The sequence below is a fragment of the Aureimonas endophytica genome (assembly GCF_014642635.1).
Taxonomy (GTDB): domain Bacteria; phylum Pseudomonadota; class Alphaproteobacteria; order Rhizobiales; family Rhizobiaceae; genus Plantimonas; species Plantimonas endophytica.
Genome location: NZ_BMIQ01000004.1, coordinates 100,290 through 119,950, shown reverse-complemented (window position 1 = coordinate 119,950; position 19,661 = coordinate 100,290). Strand labels below are relative to the sequence as shown.

The 19,661-nt window shown below is 69.4% G+C and carries 16 protein-coding genes; 7 read left to right on the top strand and 9 right to left on the bottom strand.

All coding sequences use genetic code 11. The features are described 5' to 3' along the window. Positions 1-225: 225 nt before the first annotated feature. Entirely contained in the window at positions 226-1,890 is a 1,665-nt protein-coding gene (gene betA, locus IEY14_RS13985; protein WP_188909474.1) for a choline dehydrogenase, read from the top strand. A gap of 9 nt (positions 1,891-1,899) precedes the next feature. Here betA and IEY14_RS13980 read toward each other — a convergent pair whose 3' ends face one another. Continuing rightward, a complete protein-coding gene (locus IEY14_RS13980) occupies positions 1,900-3,030 on the bottom strand; it encodes a GGDEF domain-containing protein (RefSeq protein WP_188909472.1) in 1,131 nt (376 codons plus the stop codon). 360 nt (positions 3,031-3,390) lie between these two features. Between IEY14_RS13980 and IEY14_RS13975 the strand changes: the two genes are divergently transcribed. Then, a complete protein-coding gene (locus IEY14_RS13975) occupies positions 3,391-4,788 on the top strand; it encodes a M20/M25/M40 family metallo-hydrolase (protein WP_188909471.1) in 1,398 nt (465 codons plus the stop codon). 845 nt (positions 4,789-5,633) lie between these two features. Here IEY14_RS13975 and IEY14_RS13970 read toward each other — a convergent pair. The 3 genes from IEY14_RS13970 to IEY14_RS13960 form a co-directional block, all read right to left on the bottom strand. Next, positions 5,634-6,608: a DUF1402 family protein gene (locus IEY14_RS13970; RefSeq protein WP_188909470.1), complete on the bottom strand. Its 975-nt coding sequence runs from the start codon at positions 6,606-6,608 to the stop codon at positions 5,634-5,636. A gap of 117 nt (positions 6,609-6,725) precedes the next feature. Further along, a complete protein-coding gene (locus IEY14_RS13965; RefSeq protein ID WP_373288976.1) occupies positions 6,726-7,091 on the bottom strand; it encodes a DUF3140 domain-containing protein in 366 nt (121 codons plus the stop codon). 71 nt (positions 7,092-7,162) lie between these two features. Beyond that, positions 7,163-7,624, bottom strand: a complete 462-nt coding sequence (locus tag IEY14_RS13960) for an Lrp/AsnC family transcriptional regulator (protein ID WP_188909468.1) — start codon at positions 7,622-7,624, stop codon at positions 7,163-7,165. Between the two features lie 162 nt (positions 7,625-7,786). Between IEY14_RS13960 and IEY14_RS13955 the strand changes: the two genes are divergently transcribed. Further along, complete coding sequence (locus IEY14_RS13955) at positions 7,787-8,515, top strand: aspartate/glutamate racemase family protein (protein ID WP_188910107.1); 729 nt, start codon at positions 7,787-7,789, stop codon at positions 8,513-8,515. A gap of 62 nt (positions 8,516-8,577) precedes the next feature. Continuing rightward, positions 8,578-9,384 (top strand): class II glutamine amidotransferase, encoded by an 807-nt coding sequence (locus tag IEY14_RS13950; RefSeq protein ID WP_188909467.1) that lies wholly within the window; start codon positions 8,578-8,580, stop codon positions 9,382-9,384. 6 nt (positions 9,385-9,390) lie between these two features. On the opposite strand, the gene IEY14_RS13945 is transcribed toward IEY14_RS13950, so the two are convergent. Beyond that, complete coding sequence (locus IEY14_RS13945; protein ID WP_188909466.1) at positions 9,391-10,710, bottom strand: MFS transporter; 1,320 nt, start codon at positions 10,708-10,710, stop codon at positions 9,391-9,393. A 190-nt stretch (positions 10,711-10,900) separates the two neighbouring features. On the opposite strand from IEY14_RS13945, the gene IEY14_RS13940 reads away from it, so the two are divergent. Then, positions 10,901-12,505 carry a methyl-accepting chemotaxis protein gene (locus tag IEY14_RS13940; RefSeq protein ID WP_188909464.1) on the top strand — a complete coding sequence of 535 codons (1,605 nt, stop codon included), beginning with the start codon at positions 10,901-10,903 and terminating at the stop codon, positions 12,503-12,505. A 48-nt stretch (positions 12,506-12,553) separates the two neighbouring features. On the opposite strand, the gene hslU is transcribed toward IEY14_RS13940, so the two are convergent. Next, positions 12,554-13,861 (bottom strand): ATP-dependent protease ATPase subunit HslU, encoded by a 1,308-nt coding sequence (gene hslU, locus IEY14_RS13935; RefSeq protein WP_188909462.1) that lies wholly within the window; start codon positions 13,859-13,861, stop codon positions 12,554-12,556. A gap of 336 nt (positions 13,862-14,197) precedes the next feature. Between hslU and IEY14_RS13930 the strand changes: the two genes are divergently transcribed. Further along, positions 14,198-14,908, top strand: coding sequence for a helix-turn-helix transcriptional regulator (locus IEY14_RS13930; RefSeq protein WP_244639483.1), 711 nt, complete (start codon positions 14,198-14,200; stop codon positions 14,906-14,908). Positions 14,909-14,962: 54 nt separating this feature from the next. Here IEY14_RS13930 and IEY14_RS13925 read toward each other — a convergent pair whose 3' ends face one another. From IEY14_RS13925 to IEY14_RS13915, 3 genes are all read right to left on the bottom strand, one after another. After that, a complete protein-coding gene (locus IEY14_RS13925) occupies positions 14,963-15,334 on the bottom strand; it encodes a response regulator (RefSeq protein WP_188909460.1) in 372 nt (123 codons plus the stop codon). Between the two features lie 79 nt (positions 15,335-15,413). Further along, a complete protein-coding gene (locus tag IEY14_RS13920; protein ID WP_188909458.1) occupies positions 15,414-17,102 on the bottom strand; it encodes a sensor histidine kinase in 1,689 nt (562 codons plus the stop codon). Between the two features lie 4 nt (positions 17,103-17,106). Next, positions 17,107-17,493, bottom strand: a complete 387-nt coding sequence (locus IEY14_RS13915) for a response regulator (RefSeq protein ID WP_188909456.1) — start codon at positions 17,491-17,493, stop codon at positions 17,107-17,109. A 302-nt stretch (positions 17,494-17,795) separates the two neighbouring features. On the opposite strand from IEY14_RS13915, the gene IEY14_RS13910 reads away from it, so the two are divergent. Continuing rightward, on the top strand, positions 17,796-19,610 hold the full coding sequence (locus IEY14_RS13910) for an HWE histidine kinase domain-containing protein (RefSeq protein WP_210318419.1): 1,815 nt from the start codon (positions 17,796-17,798) through the stop codon (positions 19,608-19,610). Positions 19,611-19,661: the final 51 nt, after the last annotated feature.

The window sequence follows — 19,661 nt, the reverse complement described above, 5'->3', positions numbered from 1 at the left end:
GATCGGGAACGCGCCCGGACGGGACGCCCGGACCACCCGCGACGCGGGCGGTCCGGCCTGGCTCCATACAGCGCCTATATGACAATCCGCGCCTTCCGGCGGTCAATCGCGCGTGTTCCGCGCCTTGCGCGGAGCGCAATCCGACATGGATACGTCGCGGCGAGGCGATAGGGGGCGGACGGCTTTTGGCATCCAGAGGCCTTGGCGCGGAGCGGAGACCCTTTCATGCACGTCCTCGACGAGGCCGACTATGTAATCGTCGGCTCCGGCTCGGCCGGCTGCGCCCTCGCCTATCGCCTGTCGGAAAGCGGCGCGGCGGACGTTCTCGTGATCGAGGCGGGCGGCACGGATGCCGGCCCGTTCATCCAGATGCCCGGCGCGCTGTCGATGCCGATGAACATGCGCCGCTACGACTGGGGCTACCGGGCGGAGCCCGAGGCGGCGCTGGGCGGCCGCCGTCTCCAGACGCCGCGCGGCCGGGTGATCGGCGGCTCCTCCTCGATCAACGGCATGGTCTATGTGCGCGGCCATGCGAAGGATTTCGACCATTGGGCGCAAACGGGGGCCGAGGGCTGGGCCTATGCCGACGTGCTTCCCTATTTCAAGCGCATGGAGGCGATGGAGGGCGGCGATCCCCTCTGGCGCGGGCTGCTCGGGCCGCTCAACGTCAAGCGCGGCGAGATGCGGAACCCGCTCTATGCCGCCTTCATCGAGGCGGGCCGGCAGGCCGGCTATCCGGTGACGGAGGACTACAACGCCGCCGCGCAGGAGGGCTTCGGCCCGATGCAGCACACGATCTGGCGCGGCCGGCGCTGGTCGGCGGCCAATGCCTATCTGCGGCCGGCCCTGCGCCGGGCGAACTGCCGGCTGCGCACGGCCGAGGCGACGCATGTCGTCCTGGAAAACGGCCGGGCGCGCGGCGTCGCGGTGAAGCGCGGCCATCGCCGGCTCGGCGAGATCCGCGCCCGCAAGGAGGTGATCCTCGCCGCCGGCGCGATCAACTCGCCGCTTCTCCTCCTGCGCTCCGGCATCGGCCCGGCGGCGGAGCTCGCGGCCGCCGGCGTCGAGCCGCGCGTGCCGCGCGCCGGTGTCGGCAAGAATCTCCAAGACCATCTGGAGGTCTATGTCCAGCAGGCCTGCACCCAGCCGATCACCCTCAACGGCTATCTGAACCTCTTCGCCAAGGGGCAGATCGGCATGGAATGGATGCTGCTCCATACCGGCCATGGCGCCACCAACCATTTCGAATCCTGCGCCTTCATCCGCTCGGCCGCCGGCGTCGACTATCCCGACATCCAGTATCATTTCCTGCCCGCCGCGATCCGCTACGACGGACAGGCGGCGGCGGAGGGCCATGGCTTCCAGGTCCATGTCGGGCCGATGCGCTCGAAGTCGCGCGGCGAGATCCGGCTCACCGGCGCGGGGGCGGAGGCGCCGCCCTCCATCCGCTTCAACTACATGAGCCACGCGGAGGACTGGCGCGACTTCCGCCAGGCGCTGCGGCTGACGCGCGAGATCTTCGCCCAGGGCGCCTTCGATCCCTATCGCGGCCCGGAGATCCAGCCGGGCGCGGCGGTGGCGAGCGACGACGAGCTCGACCGCTTCGTGCGCGACCATGCCGAAAGCGCCTATCACCCCTGCGGCGCGAACCGGATGGGCGCCGCCGACGATCCGCTGGCGGTGGTCGACCCGCAATGCCGGGTGATCGGGGTCGAGGCGCTGCGCGTCGCCGATTCCTCGATCTTTCCGCGCGTCACCAACGGCAATCTCAACGCGCCCTCGATCATGACGGGGGAGAAGGCGGCCGACCATATTCTCGGCCGCGCCCTTCTGGCGCCGGAGCGATTGCAGCCGGTTCTGGAGCCGGATTGGGAAAGCCGGCAGCGTTAGCAGGCAGGCTCAGGCGACCGCCGTCCGCCCCGGCACGGGGCAGGCGGCGCCGTCGAAGAGGATGCAGCGCCCCTTGCCCTGCGCCTTGCTCACGTAGAGCGCCTCGTCGGCCCGCGCCATCATGGCGGCGAGCGCCTCGCCCTCGGCCTCGGCGAGGCCGACGCCGATGCTGACGCCGATCCGGGCGAGGATCGACTCGCCGAGACGGTAGGGAATGCCGAGTTCCGCCACCAGCCGGGCGCCGAGCAGGCGGATGGCGGCCCTGTCGGCGAGATCGGTCACGAGCACGAATTCGTCGCCGCCGAGCCGGCAGATAGTGGCCGTCGGCCCGGTGATCTCCCGCAGCCGCTCGGCCACCTGTCCGAGAAGCTGATCGCCGACCGCATGGCCATGCCGGTCGTTGACCTGCTTGAAGCCGTCGAGATCGAGATAGAACAGCACCGGCGCGGCGGCCGCGTCGGCGCGGTCCGCGAAGGCCTCCGCGAGGCCGCGCCGATTGAGGAGGCCGGTCAGGGGATCGGTCAGCGATTGCGAGCGGTGTTCGTTCTCGCCGTGGATCGCGCGGATCATCGTCTGCCGCTGCTGCCGGAGCAGCGCCACCTCCAGGCAGACGAAGATCACCGACTGCAACAGCACTAGCGGAATGAATTCCTTGTATTGCCAGATGACGCTGATCTTGAAGCTGAGATCGATCATCAGGCTCTGCGCCAGCGCGTAGCGCGGCGCCGCGAAGTTGCGGCCGATGATGCCGGCGATGGCGCAGAAGGCGGAGCCGACCTGGATGACGATCATCGGCAGGTCGCCCGAGGCCATGACGATCGGGATGGTGGCGGCGAGCAGGGCGGCCCAGAGCAGACCGGTGAAGAACAAGAGGTCCGATGGGCCGTCGGTGCGGCGGATCAGGACGATGCGGAAGGCGAGCAGCGCCGTGTCGGCCACGGCGATCCAGAACAGCGACGAGAGGCCGTCCCGCAGACAGGCGGTCAGCGCGACGGCGATCGTGTTGAGAGCGCCGATGATCAAAGGGATCGGCGACAGGAAGAAGCTGGCGCGCAGCCGGTCGCGCACATCCTCGGGCAGGTCATGCCCGACTTCGGCGATCCAGCGCAGGACGCGACTGCGCGGCTCGGGGTAACGCATTCGATATAGCATACCCATCCCATTCGCGCCTTGGCCTCGTCGGGCGGCCGAAAACCGATGCGGCCCGCTTCGCGGCATCCCATGCCGGAGCGGTGCCGCATGGTCGCGACCGGCGCCGAGTCAGCTCATTCTTTCCCCTGTCGCCACCCTAGAGCGATATCCTTTCCGAAATGCAGCCAGCTAACGAAAGCGAAGCGGAATTTTTGCTCCGCCGATACGCGAGGGTCGCGCGCGTCCATTCCGGGTTCGGCAAGGGGCCGGCTCGCTTTCCGGTTCAAACCGCCGGCATTCTCGGCTAGACCGCTTCGCCGAGACCGCCGGGGCTTGCCGGCGGCGCCGCACCGGAAGGAACCCGCTCCCATGGCCGATCTCGACAGCGTTCTCGGCTGCCTGGACCTCAATCTCGACCGCTCGGTGGAGCGGCTGAAGGATCTCCTGCGCATCCCCTCGATCTCCACCGATCCCGCCTATGCGGCCGAGTGCCGGCGCTGCGCCGAATGGCTGAAGGAGGATCTCGCCGCGATCGGCTTCTCGGCCCGCGTCGCCGAGAGCGCCGGCCATCCGATGGTCGTCGCCCATCACGGCGGCGCCGGCGAGAACGCGCCGCATGTCCTCTTCTACGGCCATTACGACGTGCAGCCGGTCGATCCGCTGGAGCTCTGGGAGACGGCGCCCTTCGAGCCGCAGATCGCGACGCGTCCCGACGGCACGCGGCGCATCCTCGGTCGCGGCTCGGCCGACGACAAGGGCCAGCTGATGACCTTCGTCGAGGCCTGCCGCGCCTATATCGCCGAGACCGGCTCGCTGCCCTGCCGCGTCACGATCTTCCTCGAAGGCGAGGAGGAGTCCGGCTCGCCCTCGCTCCTGCCCTTCATGGACGCCCATAAGGACGAGCTCTCCGCCGACATCGCCCTCGTCTGCGACACCAATATGTGGGACGCCGAGACGCCGGCAATCGCGACGAGCCTGCGCGGCCTCGTCGGCGAGGAGGTGGTGATCCGCTGCGCCGACAAGGATCTCCATTCCGGCTATTTCGGCGGCGCGGCGGCCAACCCGATCCATATCCTCGCCGCCATCCTCGCCGGCCTCCACGACGCGGACGGACGGGTGACGCTGCCCGGCTTCTACGACGGCGTCGAGGAGCTCCCCGACGAGGTGCGCGCCATCTGGAAGGGCCTCGACTTCAGCGAGGCGGAGTTCCTCGGGCAGGTCGGCCTCGCCGCGCCGGCCGGCGAGAAGGGCCGCAGCGTCCTCGAACAGACCTGGTCGCGCCCGACGGCGGAGGTGAACGGCATCCAGGGCGGCTATACCGGCAAGGGCTTCAAGACGGTGATCGCGGCGGAGGCCTCGGCCAAGGTCTCCTTCCGCCTCGTCGGCCGGCAGGACCCGGCGAAGATCCGCGCCGCCTTCCGCCGGTTCGTGACGGAACGCCTGCCGGCCGATGCGCGGGTGGAGTTCCATGAGCATGGCGGCTCGCCTTCCATCGAGCTGCCCTTCGAGTCGCCGGAACTCCAGGCGGCGCGCGCGGCGCTCTCGGCCGAATGGCCGAAGCCGGCGGTGATGATCGGCATGGGCGGCTCGATCCCGGTCGTCGGCGAGTTCCAGCGCCGGCTCGGCATGGGCTCGCTCCTCATCGGCTTCGGCCTCGGCGACGACCGCATCCACTCGCCGAACGAGAAATACGAGATGACCTCCTTCGCCAAGGGCCAGCGCTCCTGGGCCCGCGTGCTGGAAGCCCTCGGCCGCCAGCGCGCCTGACGCCGACGCCGCGTTCTTTTCGCGACGAGAAGGCGAAGGCTGTGAAGCTTCCTCCTTCTCCCGAGCCGGGAGAAGGTCCCGGCAGGGGGATGAGGGAGTGACGGGGGCGGGCGTTTGCGCCCCACGGCTCCCTCACCCGCCTGCCGGCACCCTCTCCCGACTCGGGAGAGGGACGCGGTGGCGCCCTCCGCGCTCGTTCTGTCGGCTCACAAGAGGGCTCGGCCGTGCCCCCGCTTTCTTCTCCCCTGCGGGGAGAAGTGCCGGCAGGCGATGAGGGGTCGGCGCAGCCGAGCGGGTTTTGGAGAGTCTCCACCGCCGCCTACCCCTCACCCGGCCGCTTCGCGGCCACCCTCTCCCCGCAGGGGAGAGGAAGGGCGCCCTTGCGTCTATCGACTTGGTTGCACCTGCCGTTTTCCGGTGTGGAGGAAGGCGGAGGCCGCAACCCTTCCTCCTTCTCCCGAGTCGGGAGAAGGTCGCGGCAGCGGGATGAGGGAATGACGCGCGCAGGCGTCCGCGCCCCACGTCTCCCTCACCCGCCTGCCGGCACCCTCTCCCGGCTCGGGAGAGGGACGCGGTGGCGCCGTCCGCGCCTGTTCCACGCGCTTGCAAAAAAGCTCGGCCGCACCACCGCCTTCTTCTCCCCTGCGGGGAGAAGTGCCGGCAGGCGATGAGGGGTCGGCGCAGCCGAGCGGCCTCTGAAAAATCTCCACCGCCGCGTGCCCCTCACCCGGCCGCTTCGCGGCCACCCTCTCCCCGCCGGGGAGAGGAAAGGCGCCCTTCCGCCCCCGGTATACCCGCATCGGCCGCTTCTTCGAGGCGGAGGGACGCGGCGTCCTCCTCGCCGTCTACCGCAGCGCTGCCTTCAGCTCGTCCAGCTTGTCGTTGACCAGCCAGCCGTAATAGTTCTCCTCCGGCAGCTTGGGCTTCTCGCCGGCACTGGCGCGGCGCTTGTTTTCGGTGGCGAGGGCGAGGGCGCGCTGGCGGGGATTGCCGACATTGTAGAGCGTTGCCGTCAGGCCCGGATTGGCGGAAATGTCGAAGCCGGCCACCGTCCGGTAGCTGTCGATCGAGGAGCGCAGCACCGCCGCCATGTAGGCGAGCGTCTTGTCCGGGTCCATGATCGCCGCATAGACCTTGTTGGCGTCCCGCGCGTCGAGCTCGTCATAGCCCGAGACGCGGTGGACGACATCCGAAACCGACAGCGCCGTCATGGGATTGAGCTGGCCAAGGCCGAAGGTCTGGCCGGCATAGAAGGGCTGGAAGAACACGGCGCCGAAGCGCTTGTCGGGAAAGCTCTCGCCCCCGACGGTCTTGCCCCGGAAGGCCGCATTCCAGACACCTTCGCGGCAGGTCCAGAGCTGCTCGTCGCTGCCGCGCTCGCCGTCGCAATCGCCAAATTGCGGCCGGCGGACGAAATCCGCCACGTCCTCGCCCTTATAGGCGAAGTCGATCGTGGACGTCAGATAGCTCAGCGACTTGACGTAATAGGTCTGGAGCCGGTCCATCGCGTCAACATTATAGGTATGCTCGCCGACAAGCGCGCCGACGATATGGATCGGGTCGATGCCATAGGCCTCGGCGGCTTTCTTGATCTTGCCCTTCAGCTCGGAATTGCCGGCGATGAGATCGCGGATCTTGCGGTATTTCGCCTCGAACGTGCCGCGCGTGTCGCCGGTGCGCTTCACCGCGCCATAGGGAATGGCCGGCTGTTCGGCATTGCGGTTGCCGGGGGGCACAAGCGTCGCCCCCGCCGCCGGCAGTCCCGCCACGGACACGAGAAGGAAGGCCGAGACCGCGAGCCGCGCGAGAAAAGCATGCATGAAGGGGAATCACCGGGCCAAGATGCGTCCCGATAGCTCTCCTCGCGCTTCATGTGCAAATCAGGGCGACGTGACGTCGTCTCTTTGTTTCACGTGAAACCGCGCGCCCGGCCGCCCTCAATCCTTCGCCGGATCGTGCCCCCAGTTCTTCAGCGAATAGGCCCAATTCGTCTCGGCGATGTCGCCCTTCGGCCGCTGCTTCAGATGGCGATGCACATAGCCGACGACCTTGGCCATATGCGACCAGTCGTCTTCGTCGAGATCGGCCTTCTTCTTGTTCTTGATCTCGAGAATGCGATGGCCGCTCTTGTGGCCGGTGGACTCGCCGCCCCCGGTCTTGCCGCTGGACGCGGCGCCCGACTGCGTGTCGCCGACGCTCTTCGATTCCTCGCTGTCCAGCCATTTGCCGAGCGCCGCCGGCGTCATGTTGACGGCCTCCTGCCACTCGCTCCAGATCTCGTCGTGGCTCTTCGCCATGCCCATCTCCCGCGCCGGTTCCGCGCGGCGAACGGCTGGACCCGGCCCCGGTTCCGGCGCGAGATGCCGCAGGTCCGTCAGGCGAAGCGCGTCGGCAGCGCCGTGCCGGCCTTCAGCGTCTCCATCGAGATATAGGCCGACATCTCGAAGAGCTCGACGCGCGACACGAGCCGTTTGTAGACCGTGTCGTAATATTCGACATTCGGCAGGACGACCTTCAGGATGTAGTCGACATTGCCGGTGAGGCGATGCACCTCGACGATCTCCGGCACGGTGGCGAGGGCGCTGCGGAATTCCTCCATCCAGCCAGGCGAATGGCGCGAGGTCTTGACCAGGACAAAGATCGTCGTCGGCAGGTTCATCCGCGCCCGATCGAGCAGCACGACGCGCCGCGCGATATGCCCCTCGGCTTCCAGCCGCTGGATGCGGCGCGAACAGGCCGAGGGTGACAGCGCCACCCGAGCGGCGAGGTCCGCGATCGGCCGGTCGGCATCCTCCTGCAACAAGGTGAGCAGCGTGTGGTCGCGATCGTCCAGCATGGCAGGATGATGCGCCGCATCTTTCACGCATGCAACGGTGATGCACAGATCGCGGCCTCGGCGCCGATCTGATGCACGCTTTTAGACGATCGCCGCCAAGAAGGCGCGCCGATTGCGCGCGCTCCATGCGACAGTTTCATGACCTTCGCGGGAGACGAGACGATGAAGACGATCGGCCTGATCGGCGGCATGAGCTGGGAATCGAGCGCGGTCTATTACCGCCTTCTCAACGAGGCGGCGCGGACGCGGCGGGGCGGTCTCGCCTCGGCCGACATCCTCCTGCATTCGCTGGATTTCTCGGCCGTGGTCGCGCTGCAGAAGGCGGGCCGCTGGGACCTCGCCGGCGCGATGCTCGCCGCCAGCGCCGCCAAGCTGGAAGCCGCCGGGGCCGAATGCATTCTGATCGGCACCAACACCATGCATCTCGTCGCGGATGCCGTCGCGGCGGCGGTGAAGGTGCCGCTGATCGACATCGTCGCCGTCACCGGCGCGGCGCTCCGCGCCGGCGGCCGGCAGCGCCCGCTTCTCCTCGCGACGCGCTATACGATGGAGCACGGCTTCTACCATCGCCGCATGGAGGCCGCCTGCGGCCTCGTCCCCCTCGTGCCGGACGCGGCCGGGCGCGATCTGGTCCACCGCGTCATCTTCGAGGAGCTCTGCCAGGGCACCGTGTCGGAGGCCTCGCGCGCCGCGATGCTGGAGGTGATCGAGGCGGGACGGGCCGCCGGCGCCGATTCCGTCATTCTCGGCTGCACGGAGATCTGCCTCCTCCTCGATCCCGATCGCCTGCCGCTGCCCGGCTTCGACTCGACGCGGCTCCATGCGGCGGCGGCGAGCGAATTCGCGCTCGGAACCTCCGGCGATCAGCTTCGCGCCAAGCTCGCCGCCTAGCCTGTCCGAATGCGCGGGCGCGAGGGAGGCGGCCCCTGCCCTCCCGGACGCCAGGAAACGCCATGTGCCGCTTTCTCGCCTATGCCGGTCCGCCGGTCTTCCTGGAACAGCTGCTAGTGCGGCCGCAGGCCTCGCTGATCGCCCAGGCCTCCTCGGCGCGCGAGGCGAAGACGCGGGTCAATGCCGATGGCTGCGGCGTCGGCTGGTATGGCGAGCGGGAGGAGCCGGGGCTCTATCGCGGCATCCTGCCCGCCTGGTCGGATGCCAATCTCGTCTCGCTCTGCCGTCAGATCCGGGCCCGGCTGTTCCTCGCCCATGTGCGGGCCGCGACCTCCGGCGAGGTGGCGACGGCCAATTGCCATCCCTTCGCCCATGGCCGGCATCTCTTCATGCATAACGGCCAGATCGGCGGCTACGACCGGCTGCGGCGCCGCGTCGACGCGCTGATCCCGGACGAACTCTATCCCGCCCGCAAGGGCACCAGCGATTCCGAGGCGATCTTTCTCGCCGCGCTCGGCGCCGGGCTCGACACCGATCCGGTGGACGCGATGACGCGGACGCTCGCCCGGATCGTTGCGGCGGTGCGCCCGGAGGAGACCGGCGAGCCGCTGCGCTTCGCCGCCGTCCATTCGGACGGCGCGGTGCTGCATGCCTTCCGCTGGGCAAGCGACGGGCTGCCGCCCTCGCTCTATTGCCGGGCGGAAGGCGATGGGCTCGTCATCGCCTCGGAACCCTGCGACGAGAATGGCGGCGGCTGGGCGCCGATCCCGTCCGGCGGCCTGCTGACGGTCCGGCCGGACGGCGCGGCGAAGATCCGCATGCTGGAGATTCCCGCCGAGACGGCGACGCGGCCGAGCCGAGCCGCCTGAGCCGCCTCAGGCGAGGGCGACCCGCCGCGTCTCGACATCCACGGCGAAGACCAGAACGGCCGCGAGGACGAGAAGCGCGGCGAAGGCGGCGAGCGCCGCGCCGAAGCCGATCGCCATCACCGGTGCCAGCGCCGAGGGCGCGAGCAGCGCGCCGAGCCGCGCCATGGCGCCGGCGCCGCCCATGCCGGTCGAGCGCAGGCCCGTCGGGAAGAGTTCCGGCGTATAGGCGTAGAGCGCGCCCCAGGTGCCGAGAAGGGCGAAGCTCATCATCAGCGTCGCCGCCGCGACGAAGCCGGCCGAACTGCCGAGACCGTAGAGCAGGCAGCCGGCGGCGCTGAGAAGGAGGAAGCCGATCAGCGTCGGCCGTCGGCCCCAGGTCTCGATCCCATAGGCGGCGAGCGCATAGCCCGGAATCTGCGCCAGCGCGACCGCGACGAGAAAGAGATGGCTGCGCAGGAAGCCGAGCCCGGTGCCGGCGAGCTTCACCGGCAGCCAGACGAAGACGCCGTAATAGGAAGCCGAGACGAGGAACCAGACGAGGAGGAGGAGCAGCGAGCGGCGGCGCAGCTCGCCCTTGAACAGGGCGGAGAAGGGCGGGCGGCCCTGATCCGCGGCCTCGGACGGGGCGAGGCTCGGCGGCGCCAGACGGCCGTTGATCCGGGCGACGCGGTCGAGCACCGCCTGCGCCTCGTCCCGCCGCCCGCGACGCAGAAGGTAGAGCGGCGATTCCGGCAGGCCGAAGCGCAGGCCGAGGCCGACGAGGCCCGGCAGGGCGGCGGCGAGGAAGATGACGCGCCAGGCTTCGACGCCTTCGACATGGGCGGCGGCGAGCGCGACGAGCGCCACCAGCACCGTGCCGATCGACCAGGAGCCTTCCAGCATCACCAGCCAGCGGCCGCGCCGCTCCGCCGGCAGGAATTCCGCCATCATCGCGTAATCCACCGGCAGCGTGCCGCCGACGCCGATGCCGGTGAGGAAGCGGAGCGCGAGTAGCCAGCCGAAATCCGGCGCGAAGGCGGAGGCGATGCCGAAGACGGCGTCGATCAGGACGCCGGCGATCAGGATCGGCCGGCGGCCGAAGCGATCGGCGAGACGGCCGAGCACGGAGGCGCCGACCAGCATGCCGAGAAACAGCGCCGTGCCGCTCTGCAGGGCTTGCGGCACCGACAGGCCGAAGCTGGCGGCGATCGAGGCGGCGGCGAAGCCGACCGAGAGGACCTGCATCGCATCCGCCGCCCAGACGAGGCCGAAAACGCCAAGAAGCCGGCGCTGAAAGGCGCCGACCCCGGCGACGCGAAGGGCGGTGTCGAAGGAAAGCCCGGTCATGCCTCATCCCTTGGCCGCGAAAGGAGCGTGGCGGCCGTGCGAGACTATCGCAGGCCAAACGGAATGGAAGTCGGCTAAGGACAATTTTCATAACGAGGTCCTGGACCTCGCGACAAGCCGAACAGGGTCTTAACCGCCGCTCGGGCATTTTCGGCGGGACTGCCCGACGCCTCGCCTTCAGAGACCCGCAATGACCTCTTCCATGGACCCGTCCTCCCTCGGCGAGCGTCTGGCCTTCATCGGCCTCGACGCCTCGGCGCTCGCCTCGCTGCGCGAGATCGGACCGGTGATCGGCGGCGCGATCGGGCCGGCGCTCGACACCTTCTATGCCAGGGCCAAGGCGACGCCGCAGACCCGCGCCTTCTTCGCCGACGACGCCCATATGGGCCAGGCGAAGGCGCGCCAGGCGCAGCATTGGGCCAAGATCGCGGCCGGCGCCTATGACGAGACCTATGTCCGCAATGTCGGGGCCGTCGGGCAGGTCCATGCCCGGCTCGGGCTGGAGCCGCGCTGGTATATCGGCGGCTATGCGCTGATCGTCGAGACGCTGATCGAGGAGGTGATGCGCCGGCGCTGGCCGTCGCGCTTCGGCCGGAACGGCGCGGACAAGCTGGGCCGCGAGATCGCCGTGATGGTGAAGGCGGCGCTGCTCGACATGGATTACGGCGTCTCGGTCTATCTGGAGGCGATCGACGCCCAGCGCCGCGCCGCCGACGAGGCGAGGGACCGCGCGGCGAAGGAGCAGGAAAAGGCCTTGCAGGCCTTCGCCGTGGCGCTCGCCGAACTGAAGCGCGGCAATCTCGCCGCCCGCACCGACGTCGCGCTGCCCGGCGCCTTCGCCGAGATGGCCAAGGACTACAACGAGGCCGTCGCGGCGCTGGAAGAGGCGATCGGCGCGGTGGTCGGGGCGGTCGGCACGATCCGCACCGGGCTCGGCGAGATCACGGTGGCGGCCGGCGACCTGTCGCAGCGCACCGAACAGCAGGCGGCGAGCCTCGAACAGACGGTCGCGGCGCTCGGCGACGTGACGCAGGGCATCGACGCCACGGCGGCGGGCGCCGGTCAGGCGCGCGAGGCGGCGAGCCTCGCCCAGACGCGCGCGGAAAAGGGCGGCGCCATCGTCGGCCGCGCCATCCAGGCGATGGGCGAGATTGAGCAGTCCTCGGTCGAGATCGGCAAGATCATCGGGGTCATCGACGAGATCGCCTTCCAGACGAACCTTTTGGCTTTGAACGCGGGCGTCGAGGCGGCACGCGCCGGCGAGGCGGGCAAGGGCTTCGCGGTCGTCGCCCAGGAAGTGCGCGGCCTCGCGCAGCGCTCGGCGGAAGCTGCCAAGGAGATCAAGGGCCTGATCTCGGCATCCTCGGCCCAGGTGGCGAGCGGCGTGGAGCTGGTGACGGCCTCCGGCGAGAGCCTGGAGGAGATCGTCGCGACGGTCGGCGACATGGCGCGGATCGTCGGCGAGATCGCCCATTCGGCCAAGAACCAGGCTTTGTCGCTGCGCGACGTCTCCACCGCCGCCGATCAGATGGACAAGGTCACGCAGCAGAACGCCGCGATGGTGGAGGAGACGACGGCGGCGGCCCAGACGCTCGCCTCCGAGACCGAGGAGCTGGCGCGGCTGACGCAGCGCTTCCAGACCCGGACGGGCAGCGGCCCGGCGCGCCAGCCGGCCGGGCGCCGGCCGGCGCCCCTGCCCGCGTCCGCCCGGCCCGTCGCGCAGATGAAGGCGACCGGCCGGGGCGGAGCGGCGCTCAAGGCAAGCCCGCGGGCCGACGACTGGGAGGAGTTCTGACCGCCGCGCCCCGGCACGCGGCCGGGTTCGCGCCGGTCCCGTCCCGCTTCAGAGAATGAAGCGCGACAGGTCGACATTGCCCGCGATGCCGTCCAGCGCCTTGCGGACATAGGCGGCATCGACGGTGAAGGTCTGGCCGCCCCGGTCGGGCGCCTCGAAGGAGATCTCGTCGAGGACGCGCTCCATCACCGTCTGGAGACGCCGGGCGCCGATATTCTCGACCGAGCCGTTGAGGCTGACGGCGAGATCGGCGATCGCGTCGATCGCGTCCTCCGTCACTTCCAGCGTCACGTTCTCCGTCTTCATCAGCGCCACATATTGCTTGATGAGGCTGGCCTCGGTTTCCGTCAGGATGCGGCGGAAGTCGTCCTTGGTCAGCGCCCTGAGCTCGACCCGGATCGGCAGGCGGCCCTGGAGCTCCGGCAGGAGATCGGAGGGCTTGGCGACATGGAAGGCGCCGGAGGCGATGAAGAGGATATGGTCCGTCTTCACCGGCCCGTGCTTGGTCGCGACCGTCGTGCCCTCGACCAGCGGCAGGAGATCGCGCTGCACGCCCTCGCGCGAGACGCCGGCGCCGCCATGGCCGTCCTTGTTCGCCACCTTGTCGATCTCGTCGAGAAAGACGATGCCGTTGTTCTCCACCGCCCGAATCGCCTCGGCCACGACCTGCTCGCCGTCGAGCAGCTTGTCCGATTCCTCGTTGATCAGAAGGGCATAGGAATCGCGCACGCTGGTGCGGCGCGGCTTGGTGCGCCCGCCCATCGCCTTGCCGAACATCTCGGAAAGGTTCAGCACGCCGATATTGGCGCCCGGCATGCCGGGGATCTCCATGCCGCCGAGCGGCGAGGCCGTGTCGGCCACCTCGATGTCGATCTCCTTGTCGTCCAGCTCGCCGGCGCGCAGGCGCTTGCGGAAGCTGTCGCGCGTCGCGGGCGAGGCGGTCTTGCCGACCAGCGCGTCGAGAACGCGCTCCTCGGCGCCCTGATGCGCCTTGGCCTTCACCTCCTCGCGCTTCTTCTCGCGCACCAGCGAGATGCCGATCTCCACCAGATCGCGCACGATCTGCTCGACATCGCGCCCGACATAGCCGACCTCGGTGAACTTCGTCGCCTCCACCTTGATGAAGGGCGCGCCGGCGAGGCGCGCGAGGCGGCGCGAGATCTCGGTCTTGCCGACGCCCGTCGGGCCGATCATCAGGATGTTCTTCGGCATCACCTCCTCGCGCAGCGAATCGTCGAGCTGCTGGCGGCGCCAGCGGTTGCGCAGGGCGACGGCGACGGCGCGCTTGGCGTCCTTCTGGCCGATGATGTGGCGGTCGAGTTCGGAAACGATCTCGCGAGGGGAGAAATCGGTCATGTGCGGTCCATGATGATGCCCGGCGAGGGACGGCCGGGCCGAACGCGGCATGCGACGAAACGCATGGCTGCGCGTAGATGGGAAGCGTTCTACGCTTTTGCCAATTTCCTTAGCAAGCTATGCTCACAGCACAGGGCAGGTGTTCCGCGCGACAAGCGGAACGGTTTTCGCCCCCACAAGGACGCATTTGCGTTATGATGCGATTCGCTGCCTGGAAGTGTTCACTGTGTCGAAGGCGCTAAGTAACTCATTGATTCTCGCGGCAGAATTCGTTCTGTGAGCGAAACTTGGCGGAGCCTGGCTTCCGCCGGGGCGACGATTATGGCGGAAGAGCGGATGTCGGCGGCAACGATCCTGGAAGCCATTCCGATGCCGTGGGACGAGGGGTTGCTGCACGAGGCGCTGGCCGCGATCGCCGAGGCCTACGGCTATTCGCGCTATGCGATCTTCACCATTCCCTCGCCCGACGACGTCCGCGCCGAGCTAAAGCTGATCCTCGGCAATTGGGAGCCGGAATTCCAGAAGGCCTACGAGAAGCTCGGGCTTCTGCGCTACACCCCGGTCATCCGCGCGGTGAAGGCGGGGCCGACGCCCTTCGTCTGGGACATCGAATCGCTGCATCCGAGCGACGCGCCGGACGAGCCCAATCCCGCCGCCCGCCTGCTCGAGGCCCATGGCATTCGCGGCGGCGTCTTCGTCCCGGTCCATGGCATGGCGAGCTTCACCGGCGCGCTGGCTCTGTCCGGCACCCGGACGGAACTGTCGCCGAACGAGACGACGGAGCTGCAATTCGCCAGCTTCGGCGCCTTCGGCATCCTCGCCGCCTGCCGCCTGGAGGAGAACCGGCGCTCCAACCCCCTCACCCCGCGCGAGCGCGACTGCCTGAAGCTCGCGATGCTCGGCAAGACCTCGTCCGAGATCGGCATCATCCTGTCGCTGTCGGAATATACGGTCTCGCAATATCTGGCGGCGGCGACGAAGAAGATGAACGCCTCGAACCGCACCCATGCCGTCGCGATCGCCGCGCAGATGGGCTATCTCAGCTGAACCGTCACACGCCGCTCCTCTCCTGCGGGTGAACGCGGCGGCGCATGGCGGGTATCAGCGCATCGCCGTCTCGATCGCCTGGATCATCAGATCCGGCGTGAAGGGCTTGGCGATGAAGCGCGCCTGGCGCGGCAGATCGCCGGGCTGGAGACTATAGCGCCCCGAGCAGACGACGATCGAGACGCCCGGCCAGCGCTGCGCCACCTCGCGCGCGAGACCGATGCCGTCGATCGGCCCCGGCATTTCGATATCGGTGAAAAGCAGTTCGATCGAGCCATGCGCCTCGAGATGGCGCAGTGCCGCGTCGGAGGTCGCGGCCTCCAAAACGGTGAAGCCCGCCTCTTCCAGCGTGTCCGCCGCTTCCATGCGCAGAAGCGGTTCGTCCTCGGCGACCAGCGCCACGGCGTGTCTGTCGATCGTGCCCATGCCGCCCGAATTCCTCAGGCGGCGAAAAGTTGCATGAGGCGACAACCGGTGGGCGCTTCGCCGCTTCGGACCCCTTGCCTTAGCCGTCCCGTTGCAGGCCGGCCAGCGGCACCGACATGCGGCAGACCAGTCCTTCCGGGCGATAGTCGAGCTCGACCTCGCCGCCCGTCGCCCCGGCCAGCCCGCGCTCGATGAGACGCGAGCCGAAGCCGCGCCGCTCGGGCGGGCGCACCGGCGGGCCGCCGCGCTCGGTCCAGAGGAGGACGAGCCGCTCTGCCCCTTCCTCGTCGCGCGGCGCGATGGTCCATTCCAGGGCGACCTGCCCCTCCGGCACGGAAAGGGCGCCGTATTTGGCGGCATTGGTCGCCAGTTCGTGCAGCATGAGGGCGAGCGACAGCGCGGCGGCCGAGCCGATCTCCGTCGGCGCGCCGGATATCCGCAGGCGCCCCTGTCCGTCGTCGTGGATCGCGAGCGTCGCATGGGCGATCGCGGCGATGTCCGTGCCGTCGATGCTGCCCGACAGGAGAAGCTCGTGGGCCCGGCCGAGCGTCGCCAGACGCTGCGACAGTGACTGGCGCGCGGCGGCGAGATCGGGCGCGTTGCGCAGCGTCTGCGCGACGATCGCCTGCACCATGGCGAGATTGTTCTTCAGGCGATGGCCGAGCTCGCGGTTGAGCAGGCGCTGCTGCTCCTCGGCCCGCAATTGCGCGATCGCCGCCTGCGTCCGGTCGCCAACGGCGCGCACGAAGTTCAGTTCGCCCTCGATCCAGTCATGCGGCCGGTCGTGATGCACGAAGGCGACGGCGACGAGCTGCCCATGTTCGATGATCGGCAGGTTGACGAGGACCCGGACGCCGATGGCGAGCAGCGCCTCGACATTGCCCTGCGTGCGCGGATCGGTGGCGACATCGCCGATCACCACCGCCTCGCCGCGCTTCAGATCGTCGATGAAGCTGCCATAGTCGCGGAAATGGTGCAGTCCGGCGACGCTGGCGACGCCGGGCGCCCGCCAGTCCGGCTGCATCACCACGGTCTCGTTCAGATGGTCGATCGTGCCGATGCCGGCCCGGGTCGCGCCGAGGGCGCGCGCCATCACCTCGGCCGCCGTATAGGCGATATGTTCGAGGCTGTTGCTCTCGCGCAGCCGGTCGCCGAGCTCGACCAGCGCGGACTTGCGCATGTCGCTGAGCTTGCGTTGCGTCACGTCCACCGCGACGCCGGGAAAGCGGATCGCCCGGCCGGCCGCGTCGAGATAGCCGCGCCCGCGCGCGAAGATCCAACTCACCTCGCCGTCGCGGTGGAGGAGACGATATTCCTCGGCGAATTCGCCGCCGGCCGCGATGACCTCGGCGATGCGCGCCCCGACCCATTCGCGATCGTCGGGATGGATGCCGTCGATGAAGCGGGACAGGGCCACGCCCTTGGCCGCCGCCTCCGGCTCGACGCCGAACATGCGGGCGAACTGGGCGCTCGTATAGAGTTGGTCCGCCGCGATGTCCCAGTCCCACCAGCCGATGGAGCCGGAGGCCTCGAAGGCGAAGGCGAGACGTTCCTCGTTGACGAGGAGCCTGGCGCGCAGCGCCGCGGCGGCGACGGGATCGAGCGGCGCCTCGGCCGGGGACGGTCCGGCGAAGCCGGCGCGCGCGTCGGATTCCGGGCCGCGCGCGTCGAGCCGCGCGCGCAGCCGCGCGTTCTCCGCTTCCAGTTCCTGGAGGCGTGAGGGCAGAACACGCAGCGGTCCCGACGAAATCGGCGATCCAGAGGCCATTCGTCTACCGCGCGATTTCGAGGAGGCGATCGAGGAGGCGATGCACGTCGCCGGCCCGGTAAGGCTTCGGCAGGAACAGCGCGGCGGGGGGAAGGTCCTCCTCCCGCACCACGGCCCGGCCGGAGGAGACGAGGAGCTTGATCGGCGGCCAGCGGTCGCGGACCATGCGGGCGAGCTTCAGCCCGTCGACGCCGCCGGCGAGCTGCACGTCGGTGAAGACGAGGACGATGTCGTCGGCGCGTTCCAGGATCGCGATCGCCTGCGCGGCGCTGGTCGCCTCATAGGCCTTGAACCCGGCGTCGAGAACGATGTCGACCGCGTCCATCAGGAGCAGCGGCTCGTCCTCGACGATCAGGATCGCCGGCCTGTGCGGCGGGGTGGGATCTGGCATGGTCGTCGCCGTCTCGCGTCATTCCGGTCGCCCGCGCGAAGCTGGGCTGGCGACGACGGCTTTTCAAGCCGATGTCGGGAACGGGCTCAAGCGAAATGATGCCGCCTCCGCCCCGATACGCGTTTCGGCGCGGCGCCGGGCGAAATCGTCGCGGAGGGCGCGGCAAAGAAAGGACTATCTTCCCTCCCTTTGCGAATCTCACTAAGCTTTCGGTGATTGCCGCCAGGCGGGGGCGCAGCATCACGAGAATGGACGAGGAAGCCGACGTCGACGCGAAAACGCCGCGCTGGAGCGCCGTGCATATGCGCGCGCTCGAACGCAGCGGTCTTCTCGCCAAGGGCGACCAGGACCAGTTCGACCGGCTGGTCGGACTGGCGCGCGACGTCCTCGGCGCATCCGCCGTCTTCGTCTCGCTCTGCCATGGCGACGAGCAGGTCTTCGCCGCGCAAAGGGGCCTCGCGCCCGAACTCTTCGCGAACGGTCCCGGCCTGCCGCTCGCCCATCTCATCTGCCGCCATGTGATCGCCGGGCGCCGTCCCTTCGTGGTCGAGGATCTGGCGACGGACGTGCGGCTCGTCGGCGACCCGGCGGCGGGGGCGAGCGAATTCTCGGCCTATCTCGGCGTGCCGCTCTTCGTCGGCGGGGAGCTCGTCGGGGTCCTCGCCGCCGTCGATGCCGCGCCGCGCGTCTGGGAGGAGGCGGATCTCTCGCGCCTTGCGGCGATCGGGCGCATCGCCGGCGACGAGATCGAGATGCGCCTTGGCGAAACCAAATGGCGCACGCTCTTCGAGGACATGCAGGAGAGCTTCTACATCGCCGAGCCGATCCGCGACGCGGCCGGGCAGATGGTGGATTTCCGCTATCTCGACGTCAATCCGGCCTTCGAGCGCCTGCCCGGGCGGGCGGGCGCCGTCGGCCGGCGCGTGCGCGAGCTTTTGCCCGGCTCGGCCGAGACGCTGATCGCCACCTATCGCGGCGTCGCCGACCGGGGAGAGACCATCCGCCTCGAAAGCTGGACGGACGGCGAATGGTACGAGGTGCGCGCCCGCCGGCTCGATCCCGACCGCTTCGCCGTCACCTTCCACAATATCAGCGAGCGGCGGCGGCACGAGACGCTGGCGGCCGAGGCCGACCGGCGCTACCGCACGTTGTTCGATTCGATCGACGAGGGCTTCTGCGTCGTCGAGATGATCTTCGAGGACGGCCGGGCCGTCGACTACCGCTATGTCGAACTGAACAAGGCCTTCGCCCGCCAGACCGGTCTTGCCGACGCGCTCGGCCGGACGATGCGCGATCTCGTGCCCGATCACGAGGAGTTCTGGTTCGAGACCTATGGCAAGGTCGCCCGGACCGGCGAGGCGGTGCGCTTCCGGCAGCGCGCGGCCGGCCTGGAGGGCCGCTGGTACGAGAGCTACGCCTTCCGCCTCGACGGCGCGGCGCCGAACCGGGTCGGCATTCTCTTCAACGACATCTCCGAGCGCGTCGCGGCGGAGGACCGGCGGGGCCTCCTCAATTTCGAGTTGGCGCACCGGCTGAAGAACACGCTGGCGATCGTCTCCTCCATCGTGACGCAGACGCTGCGCTCGGCGCAGGACGTGCCGAGCGCCCGGCGGGCGCTGATCGACCGCATCCAGGCGCTCTCGAAGGCGCATGACATCCTCCTGTCCGGCCAGCGCGACGCCGCCTCCGTCGCCGCGATCGTCGCGGCGGCGGTGGCGATCCACGATCAGAGCGGCCGTGTCGCGGTGCTGGGGTCGCCGGTGCAGATCGGCCCGAAGGCCTCGCTCACTCTGTCGCTGATCATCCACGAACTCGCGACCAATGCGGTGAAATACGGCGCGCTCTCGATGCCGGAGGGACGGGTCGAGGTGGACTGGCATTTTCGCGAGGCGCGGGACGGCCTTCCGGCCCTTCTCGTCATCGACTGGCGGGAAAAGGGCGGGCCGGCGGTCGAGAGGCCGGCGCGCAAGGGCTTCGGCACGCGGCTCGTGGAAATGGGTCTCGGCGGCGGCGACGGCGCCAAGGTCGAGATGGATTATGCGCCGGACGGGCTGCGCTGCCGGATCGTCGCGCCCTTCGCGGAGATCGCGACGGCGGACGAGGCGGAAGCCGGCTGACTTTTTCCGCCCCGGACACCGGAAGGCGAGGTACGGCGGCATCGCCGCCGC